Consider the following 21,381-nt stretch of genomic DNA (forward strand, 5'->3'; position numbering starts at 1 on the left):
CGGCCGTCAGCCACGCGGCTTGCACCGCCCTGCACGAACCACATCAGCCGATCAACCCGGCCAGATTTCTCCACACGCCGAACGTGCCGAGGTCGTTGAACGTAACGAACAGCATGAGCGCGAGAATTGCGACCAAACCGCCACGATAAGCCCATTCCATAACCTGCGGCTCCACCGGGCGGCGACGAACGGCTTCCACTGCGTAGAACAGGAGATGGCCGCCATCCAGCACGGGGACTGGCAACAGGTTGATGAATCCCAGATTAATGGAGATCAGCGCGATCAGATAGACCAATTGGACCGGTCCCATGGCGAGAAATTCGCCGGAGACCTTGGCGATCTTGAGCGGGCCGCCCAGTTCGCTCACCGGGATACGTCCCAGAATGATCCGCTGGAGCCCCTCGATCGTGGTCTTCACGATCCCGATCGTCTGCCTGATCCCCTCGCCCGGCGCTTCCCAGAGCGCGACGGGGCGGATCTCCGACGCGACACGGCCGATGCCGAGCACGCCGCGATGCGTGATGTTGCCGAACCGGTCCTTCTCGGTCAGCGAGCCGATCGTCGCGCTGGCCTGGGCGGTCTGGCCGCCACGCTGATATTCGATGTTCACCGCCTCGCCCGAGCGGATCATCGCGAAGACGCCGATATCGACGAAATCCTCGACCTGGCGTCCGTTGAGCGACAGGATCCGGTCGCCCGGCTTGAGCCCGGCGCTCTCGGCCGCGCTCTTGGGGGCGATGCTGCCGATCACCGGCGGGGTCACGACCTTGCCATAGGCGACCGCGAAGGCGCCGAGGATCGCGATCGCGACCAGGAAATTCATGATGGGGCCCGCGGCGACGATGATCGCGCGCTGCCACAACGGCTTGGCCTGGAAGGTCTGCGCCCGTTCCCTGGGCGGCAGCGAGAGCCATTCCGGCGAGGGCTGGCCGGCGGGGTTCATGTCACCGGCGAAGCGGACATAGCCGCCGAGCGGCAACCAGCCGAACTTCCAGCGGGTGCCGCGCTTGTCGGTAAAGCCGGCGACCTCGCGGCCGAAGCCGATCGAGAACTCGTCGGCCTTCACGCCGAACCAGCGCCCGGCGAGGTAATGACCCAGCTCGTGCAGGAACACGAGCGGCCCGAGCACCAGCGCGAACGCCAGGATGGTGACCAGGATGCCGGGAGATTGAATCAAGCGACGCCGTCCTTCACACGCTCGCCCGCGATCCGCCTAGCCTCGGCGTCGATTGCCCAAACGGCTTCGAGGCTTTCCGGAGCGACCGGGTCATAGCGGTCAAGCGTATCGGCAGAGATTGCGGCAATTTCAAGAAAGTTGAGACGGCCCGCAAGGAAGGCCGCGACAGCCACTTCATTGGCCGCGTTGAGGATCGCTGGCCGAGCGCCCCCGGCCTCCAGCGCCTCGCGGGCCAGCCGCAAGGCAGGGAAGCGCACCGCGTCGGGCGCCTCGAAGTCCAGCCTTGCCATTGCCACAAAGTCGAGCGGCGGCATCGGCGTCGCCATCCGGTCGGGCCAGGCGAGCGTGTGCGCGATCGGCACGCGCATGTCCGAAGGGCCCATCTGGGCCAGCACCGATCCATCGACATATTCCACCATTGAGTGGATAACCGATTGGCGATGCACCAATATTTCAAGTGCGTCATTAGCGACCGGGAACAGCCGCGCCGCCTCGATCAGCTCGAGACCCTTGTTCATCATCGTCGCCGAATCGACCGAGATCTTGGCGCCCATCGACCAGTTGGGATGCGCGCATGCCTGGGACGGCGTGACGCCACGCATCGCTTCCAGGTCCCAATCACGGAACGGACCGCCACTCGCGGTCAGGATGATCCGCCGCACGCGTTCCGGGCGCTCGAAATCGAAGCACTGGAAAATCGCATTATGCTCCGAATCGGCAGGCAGGATCGTGGCGCCGTGGCGTCGTGCCGCCGCGGTGACCAGATCGCCGGCCGAAACCAGCGGCTCCTTGTTGGCGAGCACCACCGTGCCGCCCCGTTCGATCGCCGCCATTGCCGAGCCGAGCCCGGCCAGGCCGACGATCGCCGCCATCGTCCAGTCGGCGCCCATCCGCGCCGCGTCGCAAACGGCTTCCGCGCCGCCGGCGCAGGTGATGCCCGTGCCGGCAAGCCTGTCGCGCAGCGCCGGGAGGCAGCTCTCGTCCGCCACCACCGCGTGGCGCGCATCGGTGCGGATCGCGGCCGCGGCAAGCTTCTCGACATCGCTGTTGGCGGTCAGCGCGAGCACTTCGAAGCGATCGGGTTCGCGCTCGATCAGGTCGAGCGTCGAGCCGCCTACCGATCCGGTGGCGCCCAGGATCGTGACACTACGCTTCATCGGGCCAGCCAGAGCACCAGCAGCGCCGCCACCGGCGCGACCGTGACCAGCCCGTCGAGCCGATCGAGCACGCCGCCATGGCCGGGAAGCAGGTTCCCCGAATCCTTCACGCCGGCGCAGCGCTTGAGATGGCTCTCGAACAGGTCACCGAGCTGGGACAATACGCCGAGCACCGGCGTCGCCCAAGCTAGCGCGACCGGCAGGTGGAACAGCCAGACCAGCACAAAGGCGAACAGCGTCGCACCCGCAACGCCGCCGAGGAACCCCGCCCAAGTCTTGTTCGGGCTGATCGCCGGGGCAAGCTTGGGGCCTCCGATCGCACGACCGGCGAAATAGGCGGCACTGTCGCACGCCCAGACCAGCGCCATCGCCCAGAAGGTAAGCAGCAGGCCCTGTTGCGGCTGCTCGCGGAGCAGCACCAGCGCCAGGATCGGCAGGCCGACATAGAAGGCGCCAAGCGCCAGCTGCAGCCCGCGGGTGATGATAACCAGGAAGAAGAAGGCGCCCAGGATCAGGCCCAGCGCCAGGAAACCCGGCCCGGCCGCGAGGCCCGGGGCCATCGCCGCCAGCGGCACCGAGATCGCATATTGCGCGAGCCGTTTGCCCTTGTCGCTGGCGCCGGCGAGCAACGCCCATTCGCCCATCATCAGCACGCCGGCCACGCTGACCACCACCCAGAAGCCGAGGCCGCCGGAATAGAGCGCGGCAAAGGCCAGGCCGATCAGGATGAAGGCGACACCCAGCCGGGTGGCGAGTTCGGAACCGTTCTTGCTCACAGGCCCCCGAAACGGCGCTGACGGCGGCCATATTGGTCGAGCGCGGCGGCCAGCGCCTTCTCGTCGAAGTCCGGCCACAGCGTGTCGACGAACAGGAATTCGGCATAGGCTGCCTGCCAGAGCAGGAAGTTCGACAGGCGCTGCTCGCCCGAGGTGCGGATCAGCAGGTCGAGCGGCGGCAGGTCGCCCGTATCGAGCGCGGCCTCGAACGCCGCCTCGTCGATCGATGCGGGATCGATCTCCCCTGCCCGCGCCTTCTCGGCCAGTGCGCGCGCCGCCTCGGCCAGCTCGGCCTGGGCGCCATAGTTAAGCGCGATCACCAGGGTCGGGCCGGGATTGTTCGCGGTGCGTGCCATCGCGCCTTCGATCATCGCGACCAGATCGGGCGAGAGCTTGCGCCACGCACCGATCACCCGGAGCTTGACGCCTTCGGAAACCAGCTCGTCGAGCTCGCTCGCCAGGAAGTGGCGGAGCAGGCCCATCAGGTCCCGCACCTCCTCCTCCGGGCGCCGCCAGTTCTCCGAGGAGAAGGCGTAGAGCGTCAGTACCTCGATGCCGAGGGTGCGCGCCGCGCGGCTGATGCGCCGCACGGCTTCGACGCCCTGCTTGTGCCCGGCGATGCGCGGCAGGAACCGCTTCTTCGCCCAGCGGCCATTGCCGTCCATGATGATGGCGACGTGGCGCGGGGGCGCCGCACCTTCCGCCTCGGGAACGGGCTTAGCAGCCATAGAACGCACCGCTGACGTCATTCCGGCAAGAAACAGGCAGGGCGCGCGACGACGTCACTTGCCCAGGATTTCCTTTTCCTTGGCAGCGGCCGCCGCATCGATGTCGGCGATCGTGGCATCGGTGAGCTTCTGCACCTCGGTCTCGTGGCGCTTGCGCTCGTCTTCTGAGAAAACGCCCTTCTTCTCGTCGGCCTTCAGGCTGTCATTGCCGTCGCGGCGCACGTTGCGCACGGCGATGCGGGCGGCTTCGGCATATTTGCTGGCGAGCTTGGCGAGCTCCTTGCGGCGCTCCTCGGTCAGGTCCGGGATCGGCAGGCGCAGCGTCTGGCCGTCGGTGATCGGGTTGAGTCCGAGACCGGCCGAACGGATCGCCTTCTCGACGGGCCCGACGTTGGACTTGTCCCACACGGTGACCGAGAGCAGGCGCGGCTCGGGCGCCGCAACCGTCGCCACCTGGGCGAGCGGCATGTGCGCGCCGTAAACCTCGACGGTCACCGGCTCGAGCAACGTGGTGCTCGCGCGGCCCGTGCGCAGGCCCTGCAGGTCATGCTTCAGCGACTCCACCGCGCCGTTCATGCGGCGCTCGAGGTCGGCCTTGTCGTAAGCGGCCATTATCGGCTCCTTCTTATGCGGATTGGGTTTCGTTCTGGACGATCGTCGAGGTGCCCTCGCCGCCCAGCACCTTGGTCAGGTTGCCGGCATCGCGGATGTTGAACACGACGATCGGGATATTGTTATCGCGGCACAGCGCCACGGCAGAGGCGTCCATCACCTTAAGATTATCTGCGAGCACACGATCGTAACTCAGCGTATCGTAACGCTTTGCCGTCTTCACCTTCTTCGGATCGGCATCATAGACGCCGTCCACGCTGGTGCCCTTGAACAGCGCGTCGCACTGCATCTCGGCCGCGCGCAGCGCCGCGGTGGTGTCGGTGGTGAAGAACGGCAGGCCGGTGCCGGCGGCGAACAGGACGACGCGGCCCTTCTCCATGTGGCGCTCGGCACGGCGGCGGATATAGGGCTCGCAAACCGATGCCATCGGGATCGCCGACTGGACGCGGGTGTCGACACCCACCTTCTCCAGCGCGTTCTGCATCGCCAGCGCGTTCATCACGGTCGCCAGCATGCCCATGTAATCGGCCGAGGCGCGGTCAAAGCCCTGCGCCGCGCCGGCCAGGCCGCGGAAAATGTTGCCGCCGCCGACGACCATGCAGATCTCAAGCCCGCTCTCCTTGGCCGCCTTCACTTCGAGCGCCACGCGCTCGCAGGTCTCCGGATCGATGCCGAACTGCCCCTGCCCCATCAGGACCTCGCCCGAGAGTTTGAGGAGGATGCGCTTGAATCGAGGAGCGGTCATGAAAGCCTTTTGGTTACGCCGGATACGGGGAAGCGGCGCGGACCCTAGAGGAGCGCGCCCAAAGGGACAAGCGGGCGCACGGCCTATTTGCCATGCGTCCGCTCGTGACAACGGTAACAGCTGTGGACGATGCCGGTTCCGGCGCGATCAGTCCTTCGGCGAAGGCGCCGGAGCGACGTAGATCAGGCCCGGCGCGTCGCTGATGAAGCTGTCCAGCACGCCGTCCGCCACCTTTACCGGCCCTTCGAAGCGGGTGGCGCCGGCGATCGAGCGAATCGCCGCAGCCTTCTTCGTCAGTTCCGTCGCCTCGGCGAAATAGCGCGCGGCGCCCGGCTGGCCGGCGCGGGCAGCAGCCAGGCCGTCCACGGTCAGGCGCAGGGCACGGCCCCAGAGCTGCGCGGCATCGAGCCACGGCCCGGTCTCGTGCACGAAGCCGGGCACGACCACCCCGGCACGGATCCGGTCAGGCGCCGCCGCCAGCGCGTCCGCCGCCTCGCCCAGGTCGATGAGCGCGGTTTCGATCGCGTGCGGGTCGTTGTCGGCCAGCGCGTCGCGCGCGGTATCGATCAACGCCCGGAGCTTCGGCGCCTGGGGCTGCCAGGGCAGGTGACCGAAGGTCGGCGCGACATGCTGGGTATCGAAGAAGGTCAGCAGTGCCTCGGCGGTCCCGGCATCGCCGCCGGCCAGGTCGAGCGCCGCCGCACGCCAGGTGCGCTGGACGTCATAGTCGCGGTCGTTCCACGAGAAGGCCAGCAGGCCGGCCACCGCGGGACGGCTCGCCACTTCCTGGTTCATCGGGTTGGAGACGATACCGCTCAGCTCCGCCGAAAGCCCGGCCTGGCGGCGGTCATAAGGGGCCATCAGCAGCCGCCCGGTGGTCTCGCCGAAATCGTTCACCGGGTAATTGTCCCAGAGCAGCGTCTTGCGGCCGAATGCCTTGGTGGCGTTCTTCGCATCAGACACCGAGATCGAGGCGGGCACAACATCGGTGCCGGTCCACTGCACCACCACGCGGGGATCGAGCGCCTTGCGCAACTCCGCCTTGTAGGGCGATTCCGTGGTGTTGTAATATTCGGTTGGCACCATGGTCAGCGATCCATGGCCCGCCGCCGTCAGGTCCGCCTGCACCGCGTTGAGCAGCTTCGCCTGCGCGGCTGCGGCAGCCTTCTGGCCGGGCGCGCCGAACGTCGCCTCGTCGGCTGGGCAGTTCCACTTGGTATATTCGATGTCGTCGAGCGCGACATAGAAGCTGCGCACGCCCAGCCCGCGCAGCGCGGCGAACTTGCGGCGCACCGCTTCCAGGTCGGCGGCGTCGCTGTAGCAGATCGAGGGGCCCGGCGAGATCGCATAGACGAAGTTGACATGCTCGCGATTGGCAACGTCGACCACCTTGCCCAGCGCGCTCAGCGTGTCGGCCGGATAGGGATCGCGCCACTTGTCGCGGGCGAACACATCGTCCTTCGGGCTGTAGATATAGGTATTGGCCTTGAACCGGGCGAGGAAGGCGATGTGGTCCTCGCGCTCGGCCATCGACCAGGGTTTGCCGTAGAAGCCTTCGATCGAGCCGCGCACAGGCATCGCCGGATAGTCGGAGACGACCACCGAGGAGACGCGCCCGCGCGCCACGATCTGCCGCAGACTCTGCGCGGCATGGTAGAGGCCGTCGCCATCCCTGCCCGCCAGCACGATCAGCGCGCCGTCGCCCTGCGCGGCGCTCGCCAGCGCATAACCCTCGGCCTTGGCCGGCACTTCGCCGCCGGTCCGCGCCAGCGCGTCACGTACCGCCGCGCCCCCGGCGCCGCCGATCACGACATGGGTGAGATAGAGCCGCTTCGGCAGCACCGTCTCGACACGGATGTTCTTCACGCCGGCTTCGGTCAGGACCGCGCGCACCAGCTTCTCGGTCGCTGCATCCGCACCCGCCTCGCGCACCAGAACCACCGCATCGCCCAGCGCGACGCTCGGGCCCGACAGGCGCAGCGACACCGGCGCGGGGAAGATCGCGGGCGCGGTCGAGACCTGGGCCAATGCCGGCATCGCGCTTCCCATCGCCAGGGCCAGAACAGCAGCACGAAGGGAACGGGATTCTCGCATTGAACAGGCTCCTGCCGGTGAAAGGTATTAGATTGGTAGGAAACCAAGCGCACAATGTCGAGAGATTGCGGCAGCACCCGCCCCTGCGCAACAATGTGAAACGCAAAGGGCCGCCACCGATCGGGAACGCCCCGCTCAGGACGCGCGCTTGCCCACCACCGGAAAGAAATAGGATTGAACGGTCTTCGTGTTGGCAACTTGAATGAGGATGCCGGCTTCCGTCGCGGACGGACCAAACAGCCAGCCCGCAAAGGATCCCGCCGGCATCGATGCATCATTCGTCACGTCACCGGACAGGCTCAGATCCGCTGCATTGAGCGTTCCGGAGATGGTCAGGTGCACTGCGGGTCCGCCGCTCAGCGAAGGAACGGTTATCGTACCGCCGACTGCCCTGGTCGCCGTGTTCACGACCAGGTTGCCTGAAGGATACAGGAGCGTCTCGACGCCCGAGCTGCCCAGCGTCTTGTAGCTGTCCGGAGCAATGGGATAAGTCAGCGTGGCGGCTGCGGGCGCATCCCCCGGCCGGGTTCGGGCGCCCAGGAGCATTCTCTCGAAATATCCCCCCGCTCCGGCGACGGGCTTATTCCCCTCGCCCGTGGCGGCGTACTGGATGCCGGCGACGGGAAAAATGACTACGGCACGGCGCGAATAGGGGCCGGTATTGGTATCCGCACGCAGGATATCGGCCCGAGAATTATACAAAACACCGTTGTATGGATTTGCCCGATAGAAGAAGTGGAAATCTCCCAAGGACATTCCCACAGCGCCATATCCATATCCTATCTCGACCGTTCCGGCGGCAGGATCCTGGGAGAAATGGAAATCATCCACGATGTAGGGCTGCGGCTTCTTGCCGACCTCATACTCGAAGCCCTGGGGATAATTGAAGAACAACATCGGAATGGTGCGATTCCGCGAGAAATCGAACGCGGTCTCATAGGCCGCCGGCGTGGGAGTCGGTGTGGGGCTGGGACTGGGGGTAGGTGTGGGCGCCGGCGTGGTAGTGGGCGTTGGTGTCGGCGCGGGAAAAGATGTGCTCCCGCCACCGTCGCAGCCGGCAAGCGCCATGGCGACAAGAACCGCGCCCCACCCCAACCGCATTGCCGAATACTCCGCGTTACACAACGTAGACGAGCTTACCGCCAGCATCCGACACCGCAAGATCGACGGGTGCATTGCAGCCCGCCCCCCTGCCGCGGACGACGGATAATCGCCGAAACGCAAACGGGCGCCGCCACCCTGGGGTGACAGCGCCCGCGCATCAGGTCCGGGAAGACCTTAGTTGGTGAGACCGGCGGTCGCAGCCACTTCGGCAGCGAAGTCGCTCTCTTCCTTCTCGATGCCTTCGCCGAGCTGGAAGCGGACATAGTCCTTCAGCACGATCGAAGCGCCGGCGTCCTTGGCCGCCTTGGCGATCACGTCCTGAACCGGGGTCTTGCCGTCCATCACGAAAAGCTGGGTCAGGAGAGCGTTCTCCTTCTTGAACTTCTCGATCGGGCCGTTGAGGATCTTCTCAGCGACTTCGGCCGACTTGCCGACGATCTTCTCGGCGTTCTTCTCGCGCAGGATCGCGGCTTCACGCTCGACGACTTCCGGATCGAGGTCCTCGACCGACAGCGCCAGCGGGAAGGCAGCCGCGACGTGCATCGCGATCTGCTTGCCGAGAGGCTCAAGCACATCGACGCCGGCATCGCTCTCGAGCGCGACGAGCACGCCGATCTTGCCCAGGCCCGGGGCCTGCGCGTTGTGGACGTACGGGATCACCGCGCCCTGCGAGACCTGCACCTGCTTGGCGCGGCGCAGAACCTGGTTCTCGCCGATGGTCGAGATGTTGTTGGTCAGCACTTCCTCGACGGTGCCGGCCGGCAGCGGAGCCGCCTTGATCACCTCGATGTCGTCGCCCAGCTCGAGCGCAACCGCGGTCACGTCACGAACGAAGGTCTGGAAGATGTCGTTCTTGGCGACGAAGTCGGTCTGCGAGTTGACTTCGACGGCAACGCCCTTGGTGCCGGCAACGGCCAGGCCGACCAGGCCCTCGGCGGCGGTGCGGCTCGACTTCTTCGCGGCGGCGGCGAGGCCCTTGGTGCGCAGCCAGTCGGTTGCGGCTTCGATGTCGCCGTTGGTCTCGGTCAGCGCCTTCTTGCAGTCCATCATGCCCGCGCCGCTCTTCTCGCGGAGTTCCTTCACGGCTGCTGCGGTGATCTCGGCCATGTTTCTTTCCTCTTGGTTAGGCCGCGCCGTGGCACGGCCGATAAATCAATCCCCGTTCGCCCTGTGCTTGTCGAAGGGCCGCCTTCTTTGGCCCGGCACGGGAGAAGAAGTACGGGGCTTCGACACGCGCAGCCCGAACGGGGATGGGATGACGCCCCGAACTGACCGGGCGCCTAATGCGCGCCTATGTCAGTTCGGAGACAATCAGTTACAAGCTTACGCGTCGATCTGACGCTCGCCCTCGACTGCCTGCTCGGCGGCCTCGGTCAGCGCCGGCTCGACCGGAGCGACTTCCTGGGCGCCCAGGTCGACGCCGAAGCTCGCCTGGCGGTCCTGGTTGCCGCGGGTCGCCGCGATGGCGATCGCTTCGCAGTACAGGCGGATGGCGCGCGAGGCGTCGTCGTTCGCCGGAACCGGGAAGGCGATGCCGTCCGGGCTCACGTTCGAGTCGAGGATCGCGACGACGGGGATGCCGAGCGTGTTGGCTTCCTTGATCGCCAGCTCTTCCTTGTTCGCGTCGATCACGAACATCACGTCGGGCAGGCCGCCCATGTCGCGGATGCCGCCGAGCGAGAGCTCGAGCTTGTCGCGCTCACGGGTGAGCTGCAGCACTTCCTTCTTGGTCAGGCCGTGCGTGTCGCCACCGAGCTGCTCTTCGAGCGTCTTGAGGCGCTTGATCGACTGCGAGATCGTCTTCCAGTTGGTGAGCATGCCGCCCAGCCAGCGGTGGTTGACGAAGTGCTGGCCGGCGCGGCGAGCTGCCTCGGCGATCGGCTCCTGGGCCTGGCGCTTGGTACCGACGAACAGCACCTTGCCGCCGGCGGCGACGGTCGAGTTCACGAACTCAAGCGCGCGCGCGAAGAGCGGCACGGTCTGCGAGAGGTCGATGATGTGAACGCCGTTGCGCTCGCCGAAGATGTAGGGCTTCATCTTCGGGTTCCAGCGGTGGGTCTGGTGACCGAAGTGCGCGCCCGATTCGAGCAGCTGCTGCAGAGAGACGACAGGTGCCGCCATAGGGATAACTCCTTCCGGTTGTTCCTCTGGGAAGCGAGTGACCGAACGGCGTTCGGCACCGGGTTATGATGCTTCCCATGCGGGGTTGAGGCGGCGCCCCTACGCGAAAGCGCGCAGGAACGCAACCAGGCTGTTCATATAGGAGTGAATCAGATCAATAGAAGCAGATCAGGTAGCGCCCGTCCGGCTCGCCTTCCTTCACGAACCGCCCCTCGAAGGTCGAGAAGTCGAGGCTGTAGAGCCCCCAGGCACGCTTGTCGTTCATGCGGATATAGCAGCCCTTGTCAGGTTCGTCGCAATTGACCCGCGCGGCGTCGGCCGCATGCGCCGCCCGTACCACCGCCGCATAGGCGGACGGTCCGCGCGGCAGGCGGATATGGAGCCAGCCCGTATCCCGGTTGGTGTACAGGCCCTGCACCGGATCGCCCTGGAAGCGCAGATTGCCGGTATCGAAGGAAAGCGTGCCGCCCGGCGCCTCGCCATTCTGCTTGAGCTTCGAGATCAGCGAACTCGCCTCGAGCTTCGTCGCCGGACAGCTTTGGAGGTTGATCGCCTGCGCCGCGGCGGCATCGGCATATAGCGTCGTCACAGCCGCCATCGCGGCCAGGATCTTCAGTCGCATGCAATGTCCCTCCCCCTTATTCCCACGATGCTATCGGCAAGCCGGACATGCTGGCAAGCACGCGCTTTCGCGGCATTGGAACAAGCGAAGAACATGCGCTTGACAATGGAACGTTAACGGAACATAACGAGTTCACAACGCGGACAGGGAACGTCAGCGGGCGCCAAAAGGTTGGAATCGCAGGGTTCTCGCCAAGTTCGGCGCGTTTTGGGAGCCAAGTGATGACTGCATTGCTTATCGTTCTGCTGTTCGCCGCCGCCTTCGCCGTTGCCGGCTGGACGATCGTCTCCTCGATCGTCGCCGCGCTTCCCCGCATGCGCGAGCTGATCGGCGGCAATCTCGTCCAGCCGCTGCCCGAGCTGGTGCCGAGCCGCGTCACTGTCCGCTATGCGACTCCGGTGCGCCGCCCCGCGGCGTTCCCGCTGCGCGAAGCTGCTTGATCCGGCGATAGCTCCACATGCTGAACGGGATCGAGACCAGATAGAGGATCGCGATCCCCGCCAGCGTCGGCCAGGGCGCTGCGACCAGGGCCGCGACCAGTACCACCAGCACGGCGATCGCCTCGAAGCGGATGCGCTGCTTGAGCCGGACATGCGGCGCGAAGGTCGCCACGCTCGAGATCATCAGCACCGCGATGAACGCCGTCCAGGGCGCCACCACCACCGGCATCCGCAGATGCGGCTCGTCGGTGAACAGCCAGAGATAGAGCGGCAGCAGCGTCAGCACCGCGGCAGCCGGCGCCGGCACGCCGGTCAGGAAACCGGCGGACTTGTGCGGCTGTTCCTCTGCGTCGATCTGCGCGTTGAAGCGAGCGAGACGCAGCGCGCAGAACAGCGCGTGGATCAGCGCGATCATCCAGCCGAACCGGCCCAGCGTCTGCAGCGACCACAGATACAGGATCAGCGCCGGCGCGACGCCGAACGAGATCGCGTCGGACAGGCTGTCCAGCTCGGCACCGAACCGGCTCTCGCCGCGCACCATCCGGGCGATCTTGCCGTCGATCCCGTCAAGCAGGCCGGCGATGAGGACCATCAGCACCGCCAGCTCCCACTTGCCGTCGATGGCGAAGCGGATCGCGGTCAGGCCCGAGCAGAGCGCCAGCGCAGTGACGGTATTGGGCGCGATGGCGCGCAGCGGGATGCCCCGCACCGGCCGCATCCGCCGCATGCGACGGGGCCGGAGCGTGCGCGGGAACCGTGTGTCGCCGCGCCGGTCACTCACTGCGAGATGCCGGTGACGGCCGCGCCGCCCTTCTTCGCGATGATCGTCTCGCCGGCGATGGTGCGCTGGCCGAGCGTGACCTGCGCCACATAATCCTCGGGCAGGAACACGTCGACGCGGCTGCCGAAGCGGATCAGGCCGACACGCTGGCCGGCCACGACCATGTCGCCCGGCTTGGTGAAGCTGACGATGCGCCGCGCGACCAGGCCGGCGATCTGGGTGAAGCCGATGCGCAGCCCGTTCTTGTCCTCGACGATGAAGTGCTGGCGCTCATTCTCCTCGCTCGCCTTGTCGAGGTCGGCGTTGAGGAAACGGCCCGAGATATAGATGACGTGGCGGATCGTGCCGGTGATCGGCGTGCGGTTCACATGGACGTCGAACACGCTCATGAAGATCGACACGCGCACCATCGGCGCCTCGCCCAGCGCCTGCGCGCCCTTGAGCTCGGGCGGCAGTTCCACCCGCTGGATCATCGTGATGAGGCCGTCCGCCGGCGCGACCAGCACGCCCTCGGCCTGCGGCGTCACCCGGATCGGATCGCGGAAGAATGCCGCGACGCCGAAGGTGAGGAACACCAGGGGCCAGGTGATGAAATCGAACACGAAGAGGCTGAGCAGCGCGATCGCCGCCGCGATCGCCACATATTTGCGGCCCTCGGGGTGGATGTCGGGAAAACGCCACTTGATCGTGGGAGTGCCGAGCGGGGGCTTGTCCATGGATGCCATCGGCAGGCTCTAGCTCCCTGTTGCAGCGAACACAACGCACCTGACAAAACGCGCATCCCGTCGCCTATTTCCCGGAAAATATGCCGCGTATCGATGCGGCAAGCCCGACTAGTCCTGGAGCGCCGCGATCACTGCCGGCAGGCAGTAGAGCCGCTGCCCCACGCCGATCCCCATTGGCACGGCAAGCGCCTTGGAGACGCCGCCCGCAGCCTCGCAGCCCGGCCCGGCGCGCAGGTTGTAGCGGATGATTCGCTTCGTATAGTCGGGGCAGACGTCCGAGCAGACATAGCTCGCCACCACCTGCACGCCCCGGTGCAGGCCCACGGCCAGCACCCATTTGCGCCGATCGCTCTTCGGATCGAACGGCGTCTTCGCCAGCGCCACCAGCGCGGCGTCGCCGATGGGTGCGAACCTGTCCGCGCTGCTGATCAGCTCGGGCGCGGCGACGCTCTGCCCGGCCAGCCACAACATCATCGCCGATCCGATCACGCCACCCTCCTTCGTTACGCCTCCATCGTGCCGAACCGGGACTTGCCCACAGCTGAACGCCTGCGGATGCGGTGAAATGCAGTCGCTGCGCTTGCATGTTCGCTCGAATTGCCCAAATGCGGGCGACTGTCCTGAAATTGTAATAAGGTCGCCCATGCCCGCTTCCACCGCCGCGAAGGCCCGTACGCGTAACCGCCGCCCTGCCGGCACGCCGTCGCCCTGGGGCATGTTCTTCCGCGGTTTCCTGAAGCGCCCGGTGATGGTCGGCGCGGTCGCGCCCTCGTCGCGCTTCACGATCAACAAGATGCTCGCGCCCGTGGACTGGGAGAACACCAAGCTCTTCGTCGAGTACGGCCCCGGCGTCGGCACCTTCACCCGCCCGATCCTCGACAAGCTGTCGGCCGACGGCAAGCTGATCGTGATCGACACCAATCCCGATTTCATCCGCTACCTGAAGCAGAGCATCCCCGATCCGCGCCTGATCGCGGTCCAGGGCTCGGCCGCCGACGTGAAGCAGATCATCGCCGAGCATGGCTTCGAGCATGCCGACTATATCGCCTCGGGCCTGCCCTTCTCGACCCTGCCCCCGGGCGTGGGCGACGCGATCGCCAAGGCGACCCGCGAGGTGATCCGCAAGGGCGGCGCATTCCTGGTCTACCAGTACAACCCGCGCGTGAAGAACTTCCTCACCCCGCATTGGTCGCACATCGATCATGCGATGGAGTGGATCAATATTCCGCCCGCGCAGCTGTGGTGGGCCTGGAACGACTGATACCGGTTGCCGGGGCGGGCTTGATCCCCCCGCCCCATCCTCCTAGACGCTCGCCAAACCCCTTAAAAGGAACAGCGAGCAATGGCGAAGATCAAGGTTGCAACGCCCGTCGTGGAGATCGACGGCGACGAAATGACGCGGATCATCTGGGAATGGATCCGTGAGCGCCTGATCAAGCCCTATCTCGACATCGACCTGAAATATTACGACCTCTCGGTCGAGAATCGCGACGCGACCGACGACCAGGTCACGATCGATTCCGCCAAGGCGATCCAGCAGTACGGCGTCGGCGTGAAGTGCGCCACGATCACCCCGGACGAAGCCCGCGTCGAGGAATTCGGCCTCAAGAAGATGTGGAAGTCGCCGAACGGCACGATCCGCAACATCCTGGGCGGCGTCGTGTTCCGCGAGCCGATCGTGATCAAGAACGTTCCCCGGCTGGTTCCGGGCTGGACCGACCCGATCGTCGTCGGCCGCCACGCGTTCGGCGACCAGTATCGCGCGACCGATTTCAAGGTCCCCGGCGCCGGCAAGCTCACGATGAAGTGGGTCGGCACCAATGGCGACGAGCTCGAATATGAAGTGTTCGACTTCCCGAGCGCCGGCGTTGCCATGGGCATGTACAACCTCGACGAGTCGATCCGCGACTTCGCCAAGGCGAGCATGAACTATGCGCTCGACCGCGGCTGGCCGCTGTATCTCTCGACCAAGAACACGATCCTCAAGGCCTATGACGGCCGCTTCAAGGACCTGTTCCAGGAGACCTTCGACGCCGAGTTCGCCGACAAGTTCAAGGCCGCGGGCATCGTCTACGAGCACCGCCTGATCGACGACATGGTCGCCTCGGCGCTCAAGTGGTCGGGCAAGTTCGTCTGGGCCTGCAAGAACTATGACGGCGACGTCCAGTCGGACACCGTCGCCCAGGGCTTCGGTTCGCTCGGCCTGATGACCTCGGTCCTGATGTCGCCGGACGGCAAGACGATCGAGGCGGAAGCCGCCCACGGCACCGTCACCCGTCACTACCGTATGCACCAGCAGGGCAAGGCGACCTCGACCAACCCGATCGCGTCGATCTTCGCCTGGACCCAGGGCCTGTCGTTCCGCGGCAAGTTCGACAACACCCCGGACGTCACCAAGTTCGCCGAGACCCTCGAGCAGGTCTGCATCGAGACCGTCGAGAGCGGCAAGATGACCAAGGATCTCGCGATCCTGATCGGTCCGGACCAGCCCTGGATGACCACCGAGCAGTTCTTCGAGGCGATCCGCGAGAACCTCGAAGCCAAGATGGCCGCCTGGGCATAAGCCTTCGGCATCATCGGAAATGCGAAGGGGGAGCGGCAACGCTCCCCCTTTTCTTTTGCCTGCCAGAGATGGTGCCCAAGCGTTGCCTCCCAGAGCCCTACCGCTCCCCGGCGAAGGCCGGGGCCCAGGGTTTCTCTGCCGTCTCGCTCTGTTACCCTGGGCGCCGGCCTTCGCCGGGGAACGGAAAGCTCAGCGCACCACCGGCACCCGGCTCGCCACCACCTGCCGGGCCTTGCGCTCGATCGACCAGAGCGTGCGCGGCTGCACCGGATCCCAGGTCACCGCCTGGCCATTGGTCGGGATCGGCACCGTCGCCACCCATTCGAGCAAGGTGCCCGCCTCGGGCAGCTTGACCGCGTAGAGCTCCGGGCGATCATGCCCGGTCACATAGAGCAGCCCGTCCTTGCCCCAGGAACCGCCCGAGCTGCTCATCGGTGCGAAGCGGGCGAGCAGCTCGGGCGGGAAATGCCAGGAGCGGAGCGGCTGGAACCGCGCATCCAGCTCCATCAGCACCGTCCAGCGATGGTCGCGCCCGCCCTCGCCGCCGTGATCGGCCGGATAGTTGGCGAACATCGCCCACCATTTGTCGCCCTTGCGCTCGATCCAGGTGAGCGAGCCGGGGAACGGTGCCAGCGCAACGCTCCTCACATGCCGCATCGTGCGGGTGTCGAAGAACTCGACCGCGCTCGCCATCGGCACGGCGGGATAGTTGGACGCGGCGCATACCAGCATCACACCATCGACGACGCAGGAGTTCATGTGCGGGTAGAGCCGCTTGTCGCCCTCCCAGCGGGCGATGCGCTTGCCCGTCTTCTTGTCGTACTTGCCGATCAGGTTGTTGCTGATCGCGTAGAAATGCCGCGCATCGGCGACGACGCCCTGCTTGGCTTCCTCGGCATCCCAGCGCGCGGTGACTTCGGCCGACGCGAGCATGGGGGCTTCGCGCGCCGGCGGCGATGCGTCCTGGCCGCCGGGTGCGGCGGCCAGGAGCAGGATCGAGGCGATCAGCATCAGAACTTCGCCGACACGCCCATGTAGAACGTCCGCCCATAGCGCTCGTTCTGGATGATCCAGTTGGTGTTGCCACCCTGATACTGGCGGGTCGGCTCGTCGGTCAGGTTCTGCGCCTCGGCGAAGATGCGCACGCCCTTCAGGATCGCGACGCTGGCCTTGGCATCCAGGCGGCGCAGATCGTCATTATACTGGTCGTTGTAGCTGGGATCGCCGACGGCGAGCAGCGCATGGCCGGTATTGTGATAGGCGATCGACGCTTCCACCGGCCCGCGCTGATAGAACAGCTCGGCGCCGTAGAGGTAGCGCGACTGGCTCGGAAAGGTCGAGGTGCGGCCGTTGGGCAGCTTCAGGTTGGAGTCGGTCAGCGTGCCGGTCAGCTGCACGCCCAGGCCCGACAACAGGCCCGGCAGGAAGGTGAACTGCTGCTGGTACTGCGCCTCGATGCCGATGATGTCGCCGCGATCGGCGTTGAACGGCTGGCTCACACTGATCGTGGGATAGGTCACGCCCAGGATCGTCGCGTTGGTCAGCGCCGTGGCCTTGCTGAAGATCGGGTTCTTGATGAACTTGGCGAAGGCGCCGACGCTGAACAGGCCGCCCGGCGCGAAATACCACTCGGCCGTCGCGTCGAGATTGTCTGCGCGATAGGGCTTCAGGTCCGGATTGCCGAACGAGGCGCTGTTGTCGGTGCCGAGCGCACTGATCGACCCGCCGGGGTTGAGGCTCGAATATTCCGGCCGGCCAAGGCTGCGCGAATAGGCCAGGCGGACGATCACCTGGTCCGACGGCGCGATCTTGACGATCAGCGACGGCAGGAAGTCGTCATAGCTGTTGCTGACCGTCACCGGCACGATCGCGGTGCCGCCACGCAGCGCATTGCCGCGATCGTCCAGGCTGGTGCGCTCGTAGCGCACGCCCGGCGTCACGGTGACCGCGCCGAACGTCAGATTGGCCATCACATAGCCGGCCCACACCTTTTCCTTCAGGCGGAAGTCGGACAGGCTGTTGTTGGCGAGCGTGGTCGCGGCGTCGAGCGGCATCAGCGCGTCGCCCAGATGCTGGGCCGTGAACGCCTGCAGCGCCGGGATGTTGAAGGTCGGGCCGTTGCTGAAGCAGCGGCCGGTGTTGTCGGGATATACGCACACCGCCGCACCGCCCAGGCTGTACTGGCCCAGCGTCCAGCGGTTCGCCGTTGCCGAAGCACGCACCCAGGTCGGGGTGTCCTGGTCGAACTTGCGGTCGGTATTGCGGTACTTCGCGCCGAACTTGATGAAGCCGATGTCGCGCACATCGATCGTGCCGTCGACCTTGCCCTGCCAGATCGTCTCGTCGTTGAGCTGGTGCGAATATTGATACTGGCGGAACTGCAGCTGGTTCGCGGTGCACTCGGCATCGGGCTTTGCCACGTACAGCGGCTCGCTGAAGTCGAAGGTGACGCGGCCCGGGTTGCAGCGGAACTGCCAGATCGGGAACTGGTCGAGCGTCTGATTGCGGCTGTAGCCGCCCTCATAAGCCAGCTTGAAGCCGCCGAAATCGGTCGTGCCGCCGACCATGCCGCTGGCCAGCCACTTGGCCTTGTAGTCGAGGCGGAGGTCCTCGCGGCGCTCCGGACCCGAACCGGGCGTGCCGGTGGCGCTGCTCGCCACGCCGTTGGTGAAGCCGGTCAGGCCGTCGGGATTGACGGTGAAGGCCGTGGTCGTGAAGTCCAGTCGGTAGCGCGGACGGATCTCGTCCTCGGTGAACTTCGAATATAAGCCGCGGACATAGAAGGTCTGGCGATCGCTGGGATGCCAGTCGAACGATCCGGTGCCACCCAGGCGGCGGCGGGCCAGCGAATATTCGGTGTACTTGATGTTGTCGGGCGTGCCGCCGCGCGCGAACCGCGCATCGGGCTTCCAGTTGTCCGGGTAGAAGCCTTCGCTGTTGAAGTCGCGATAGGAATAGCTGACGCCCAGCACCAGGCCGAACTGCTCGTCGGCGCCGAAGCGCGCCGCGAGGCTGGCGTCGCCCTGCACCGGCACCTTCTTGTTCAGCTCCTGATAGCCGGCCTTGGCGCTGGCCGAGAAGGCGAAGGCCTCTTTGAAGTCGAACGCGGTCTGCGAGACCAGGTTGATCGCGCCGCCGATGCCCTGGCCGTCCATGTCGGCGGTCTTGACCTTGGCGACCTCGACCCGGTTGAGCAGCTGGCCCGAGACGATGTCGAGTGGCAGCGAACGGGTGGTGCCGTCGGGGTTGCCGATCTCCATGCCGTTCAGCGTGTAGCCGTTCAGGTTCGACGGCACGCCGCGAATGGCGACATAGCGGCCCTCGCCCTGGTCATAGGTGACGCCCACCGCCGGAAGGTGCTCGACGACTTCGGAGACGTTGCGGTCCGGCAGGCGGCCCATCTCGTCGGCGGCGGCGACGTCGAGGATGCCGATCGCGTCGCGCTTGGCCTCGATCGCGCGCTTCTGGCTGGCGCGCTGGCCGGTGACGACGATCTCTTCCCCGTCACTTCCCTCGCTCACCGCGCTCTGCGCGTGCGCCGCGTTGGCGATGGTGAAGGAAAGCAGCGAAATGCCGAGCATTCCCAGCGTGCGTACCGTATGCATTTTGTCGATCCCCAATCCTTGGCAGGCGCCAGGCGGCGCGCGCAGCGGGGGCTTCGCAGTCGCAGCATGCCCCCGCCGCGCCCATCGGGGACGGCGATGACGATGGCGTTGCGGAAACACGACAGTTCCGCGACGCAGCAATAGTTTATGCGCGGGTGACATTGCCCATTGCGCATGGCGGCGCGGGACCGGAAAAGAGTTCCGGGCACATATCGGTTTCGAAAAGGGGGACAGGGCTTGAACTTCGCAATGGCACGCATCGCAAGGTTTCGCGCGTGAACCTCGGCAATAGCGGCCTTTCCGACGCGCTCGTCATCCTCGGTGCCGCCGGGCTGGTGATCCCCGCCTTCGCGCGCTTCCGGATAAGCCCGGTGATCGGCTTCATCCTGGTCGGCGCGCTGGTCGGCCCGTTCGGCCTCGGCAGCCTCGTGCCCCGCTACCCCTGGCTCTACCACATCACCATCTCGGACGCGCATTCGATCGAGCCGTTCGCCGAGTTCGGTATCATCCTGCTGCTGTTCTCGATCGGCCTCGAGCTGTCGTTCAAGCGCCTCTGGTCGATGCGCACCCTGGTGTTCGGCGTCGGCGCGGCGGAGCTGCTCGGCGCCGGCCTGATCCTCGCCGCCGTGCTCTACCTCACCGGCCTCAGCACGGGCGGGGCGATCGGCCTCGGCCTGGCGCTCGCGCTCTCCTCCACCGCGATCGTGCTGCCGATCGCCGGCACCACCAGCGCGGTCGGCCGCTCGGCCTTCGCCATGCTGCTGTTCGAGGACCTCGCGCTCGTCCCGATCATCTTCCTGCTCGGCGCGCTGGCCCCGGCGGCCGGCGGCGAGGACGGCTGGATCAAGCTCGGCCAGACGCTCGGATTCGGCATCGTCACCGTCGCGATCCTGTTCGTCGGCGGCCGCATCCTCCTGCCCCGCATGTTCGCCCAGGCCGCGCGCACCAAGAGCCCCGAGCTCTTCCTCGCCGCCAGCCTGCTCGTCGTCATCGCCGCCAGCCTCGCGACCAGCGCGGCCGGCCTCTCGCCGATCGTCGGCGCGCTGATCGCCGGCCTGCTCATCGCCGAGACCGAATATCACGGCGAAGTCGAAGCGATCACCGCACCGTTCAAGGGTCTCGCCCTCGGTGTGTTCCTGATCACCGTCGGCATGCGGCTCGACCTCAGCTTCATCGTCCACAACTGGGCGCCCCTGCTCGGCGCCTCGCTGGTCGTGATGCTGGTCAAGGCCGCGGTCACCACCGGCCTGCTCAAGCTTTCCGGCGCGCGCACCGGCACCGCGACCGAGGCCGGCGTGCTGATGGCCAGCCCGTCCGAGACCACGCTGATCGTGCTCGGCGTCGCCGGCGCGGCAGGGCTGATCAGCCCGAGCACCGGCGCCTTCTGGACCACCGTCACCGCGATCGGCCTCACCGCCACCCCGGTGCTCGCCAAGGCCGGGCGGATGATCGCCCAGCTGATCGAGCGCACCAAGGGCGAAGAGGCGCCGGACGCCGACCTCGCCCATGTCCAGGCCGGCACGGTGGTTATCGGCTTCGGCCGCGTCGGCCGCACGGTGGCGGACATGCTGCGCCGCCACGGCCTGCCCTATATCGGCGTCGACGCCGACATCGACAACGTCAACGCCGCCCGCCGCGGCGGCTACAACGTCCTGTTCGGCGACGTCACCCGCTCGGAGCTGGTCGACAAGCTCAACCTCGGCCATGCCAAGGCGCTGGTGCTGACGATGGACGATCCCGTCCTCACCGTCCGCCTCACCCGCCGGGTGCGCGGCTGGGTGCCTGGCCTGCCGATCATCGCCCGCGCCCGCGACACCGCGCACGCCGCCGAGCTCTACCGCGCCGGCGCCAGCGAAGCGGTGCCCGAGGCGCTCGAAAGCTCGCTCCAGCTCTCCGAAGTGGTACTGGTCGATCTCGGCATGGCCGTCGGCCCGGTGATCGCCTCGATCCATGAGAAGCGCGACGAGATGCGCAAGAAGATAAAGGACGTCGCCGGGCTCGATCGCGAACCGCGCTTCCGCCGCGTGAAGCTCGATCGGAACGGGGCCGACGAGGACGCCGACGCGCCGGCCTGATCGGCGGGCACCGTCTCGAAATGCGCATTTCCGGACAGACTCCGCTTGCCCGCCGC

Annotated in this window: 20 protein-coding genes; 4 read left to right on the forward strand and 16 right to left on the reverse strand. The window is 66.5% G+C overall.

Annotation, left to right across the window (positions count from 1 at the left end):
* Nucleotides 1-43: 43 nt before the first annotated feature.
* The 11 genes from rseP to O3305_RS05220 all read right to left on the reverse strand — a co-directional run bounded on the left by rseP (nucleotide 44) and on the right by O3305_RS05220 (nucleotide 11,136).
* Complete coding sequence (gene rseP, locus O3305_RS05170; RefSeq protein WP_269575432.1) at nucleotides 44-1,177, reverse strand: RIP metalloprotease RseP; 1,134 nt, start codon at nucleotides 1,175-1,177, stop codon at nucleotides 44-46.
* Entirely contained in the window at nucleotides 1,174-2,334 is a 1,161-nt protein-coding gene (dxr, locus tag O3305_RS05175) for a 1-deoxy-D-xylulose-5-phosphate reductoisomerase (protein WP_269575433.1), read from the reverse strand. The genes rseP and dxr overlap by 4 nt, the downstream gene beginning before the upstream one ends.
* The gene (locus O3305_RS05180; protein ID WP_269575434.1) at nucleotides 2,331-3,110 is read right to left on the reverse strand and encodes a phosphatidate cytidylyltransferase; all 780 of its coding nucleotides are present in this window, start codon (nucleotides 3,108-3,110) and stop codon (nucleotides 2,331-2,333) included. Before O3305_RS05180 ends, dxr begins: the two co-directional genes overlap by 4 nt.
* Nucleotides 3,107-3,859 (reverse strand): isoprenyl transferase, encoded by a 753-nt coding sequence (locus O3305_RS05185; RefSeq protein ID WP_269575435.1) that lies wholly within the window; start codon nucleotides 3,857-3,859, stop codon nucleotides 3,107-3,109. Before O3305_RS05185 ends, O3305_RS05180 begins: the two co-directional genes overlap by 4 nt.
* Nucleotides 3,860-3,892: 33 nt before the next feature.
* Nucleotides 3,893-4,450, reverse strand: a complete 558-nt coding sequence (gene frr / locus O3305_RS05190) for a ribosome recycling factor (protein ID WP_184165845.1) — start codon at nucleotides 4,448-4,450, stop codon at nucleotides 3,893-3,895.
* A gap of 13 nt (nucleotides 4,451-4,463) precedes the next feature.
* Nucleotides 4,464-5,195, reverse strand: coding sequence for a UMP kinase (gene pyrH, locus O3305_RS05195; RefSeq protein WP_269575436.1), 732 nt, complete (start codon nucleotides 5,193-5,195; stop codon nucleotides 4,464-4,466).
* 147 nt (nucleotides 5,196-5,342) lie between these two features.
* Entirely contained in the window at nucleotides 5,343-7,289 is a 1,947-nt protein-coding gene (locus O3305_RS05200) for a glycoside hydrolase family 84 protein (protein WP_269575437.1), read from the reverse strand.
* 135 nt (nucleotides 7,290-7,424) lie between these two features.
* The gene (locus O3305_RS05205) at nucleotides 7,425-8,186 is read right to left on the reverse strand and encodes a hypothetical protein (protein ID WP_269575438.1); all 762 of its coding nucleotides are present in this window, start codon (nucleotides 8,184-8,186) and stop codon (nucleotides 7,425-7,427) included.
* 381 nt (nucleotides 8,187-8,567) lie between these two features.
* Complete coding sequence (gene tsf, locus O3305_RS05210) at nucleotides 8,568-9,500, reverse strand: translation elongation factor Ts (RefSeq protein ID WP_269575439.1); 933 nt, start codon at nucleotides 9,498-9,500, stop codon at nucleotides 8,568-8,570.
* Between the two features lie 216 nt (nucleotides 9,501-9,716).
* On the reverse strand, nucleotides 9,717-10,514 hold the full coding sequence (rpsB, locus tag O3305_RS05215) for a 30S ribosomal protein S2 (RefSeq protein WP_269575440.1): 798 nt from the start codon (nucleotides 10,512-10,514) through the stop codon (nucleotides 9,717-9,719).
* A gap of 154 nt (nucleotides 10,515-10,668) precedes the next feature.
* Nucleotides 10,669-11,136 carry a hypothetical protein gene (locus O3305_RS05220; protein WP_269575441.1) on the reverse strand — a complete coding sequence of 156 codons (468 nt, stop codon included), beginning with the start codon at nucleotides 11,134-11,136 and terminating at the stop codon, nucleotides 10,669-10,671.
* Between the two features lie 221 nt (nucleotides 11,137-11,357).
* Between O3305_RS05220 and O3305_RS05225 the strand changes: the two genes are divergently transcribed.
* A complete protein-coding gene (locus tag O3305_RS05225) occupies nucleotides 11,358-11,576 on the forward strand; it encodes a hypothetical protein (protein ID WP_269575442.1) in 219 nt (72 codons plus the stop codon).
* Here the strand turns inward: O3305_RS05225 and O3305_RS05230 are convergent.
* The 3 genes from O3305_RS05230 to O3305_RS05240 all read right to left on the reverse strand — a co-directional run bounded on the left by O3305_RS05230 (nucleotide 11,512) and on the right by O3305_RS05240 (nucleotide 13,571).
* Nucleotides 11,512-12,303, reverse strand: coding sequence for a CDP-alcohol phosphatidyltransferase family protein (locus O3305_RS05230; RefSeq protein ID WP_269575443.1), 792 nt, complete (start codon nucleotides 12,301-12,303; stop codon nucleotides 11,512-11,514). The genes O3305_RS05225 and O3305_RS05230 overlap by 65 nt on opposite strands.
* Before the next feature lie 50 nt (nucleotides 12,304-12,353).
* Nucleotides 12,354-13,082 (reverse strand): phosphatidylserine decarboxylase, encoded by a 729-nt coding sequence (locus O3305_RS05235; RefSeq protein ID WP_184165822.1) that lies wholly within the window; start codon nucleotides 13,080-13,082, stop codon nucleotides 12,354-12,356.
* Nucleotides 13,083-13,190: 108 nt separating this feature from the next.
* Entirely contained in the window at nucleotides 13,191-13,571 is a 381-nt protein-coding gene (locus tag O3305_RS05240; protein ID WP_269575444.1) for a hypothetical protein, read from the reverse strand.
* Nucleotides 13,572-13,725: 154 nt separating this feature from the next.
* Between O3305_RS05240 and O3305_RS05245 the strand changes: the two genes are divergently transcribed.
* Entirely contained in the window at nucleotides 13,726-14,343 is a 618-nt protein-coding gene (locus tag O3305_RS05245) for a class I SAM-dependent methyltransferase (RefSeq protein ID WP_184165816.1), read from the forward strand.
* An 81-nt stretch (nucleotides 14,344-14,424) separates the two neighbouring features.
* Entirely contained in the window at nucleotides 14,425-15,645 is a 1,221-nt protein-coding gene (locus O3305_RS05250) for an NADP-dependent isocitrate dehydrogenase (protein ID WP_269575445.1), read from the forward strand.
* Between the two features lie 189 nt (nucleotides 15,646-15,834).
* On the opposite strand, the gene O3305_RS05255 is transcribed toward O3305_RS05250, so the two are convergent.
* Complete coding sequence (locus O3305_RS05255; protein WP_269575446.1) at nucleotides 15,835-16,656, reverse strand: hypothetical protein; 822 nt, start codon at nucleotides 16,654-16,656, stop codon at nucleotides 15,835-15,837.
* Nucleotides 16,656-19,250, reverse strand: a complete 2,595-nt coding sequence (locus O3305_RS05260; protein WP_269575447.1) for a TonB-dependent receptor — start codon at nucleotides 19,248-19,250, stop codon at nucleotides 16,656-16,658. The genes O3305_RS05255 and O3305_RS05260 overlap by 1 nt, the downstream gene beginning before the upstream one ends.
* A 275-nt stretch (nucleotides 19,251-19,525) precedes the next feature.
* On the opposite strand from O3305_RS05260, the gene O3305_RS05265 reads away from it, so the two are divergent.
* Nucleotides 19,526-21,325, forward strand: a complete 1,800-nt coding sequence (locus tag O3305_RS05265) for a cation:proton antiporter domain-containing protein (RefSeq protein ID WP_269575448.1) — start codon at nucleotides 19,526-19,528, stop codon at nucleotides 21,323-21,325.
* Nucleotides 21,326-21,381 lie beyond the last annotated feature (56 nt).

The organism is Sphingomonas sp. NIBR02145, from assembly GCF_027359115.1.
In the GTDB taxonomy this organism is placed as follows: Bacteria; Pseudomonadota; Alphaproteobacteria; order Sphingomonadales; family Sphingomonadaceae; genus Sphingomonas; species Sphingomonas kyeonggiensis_A.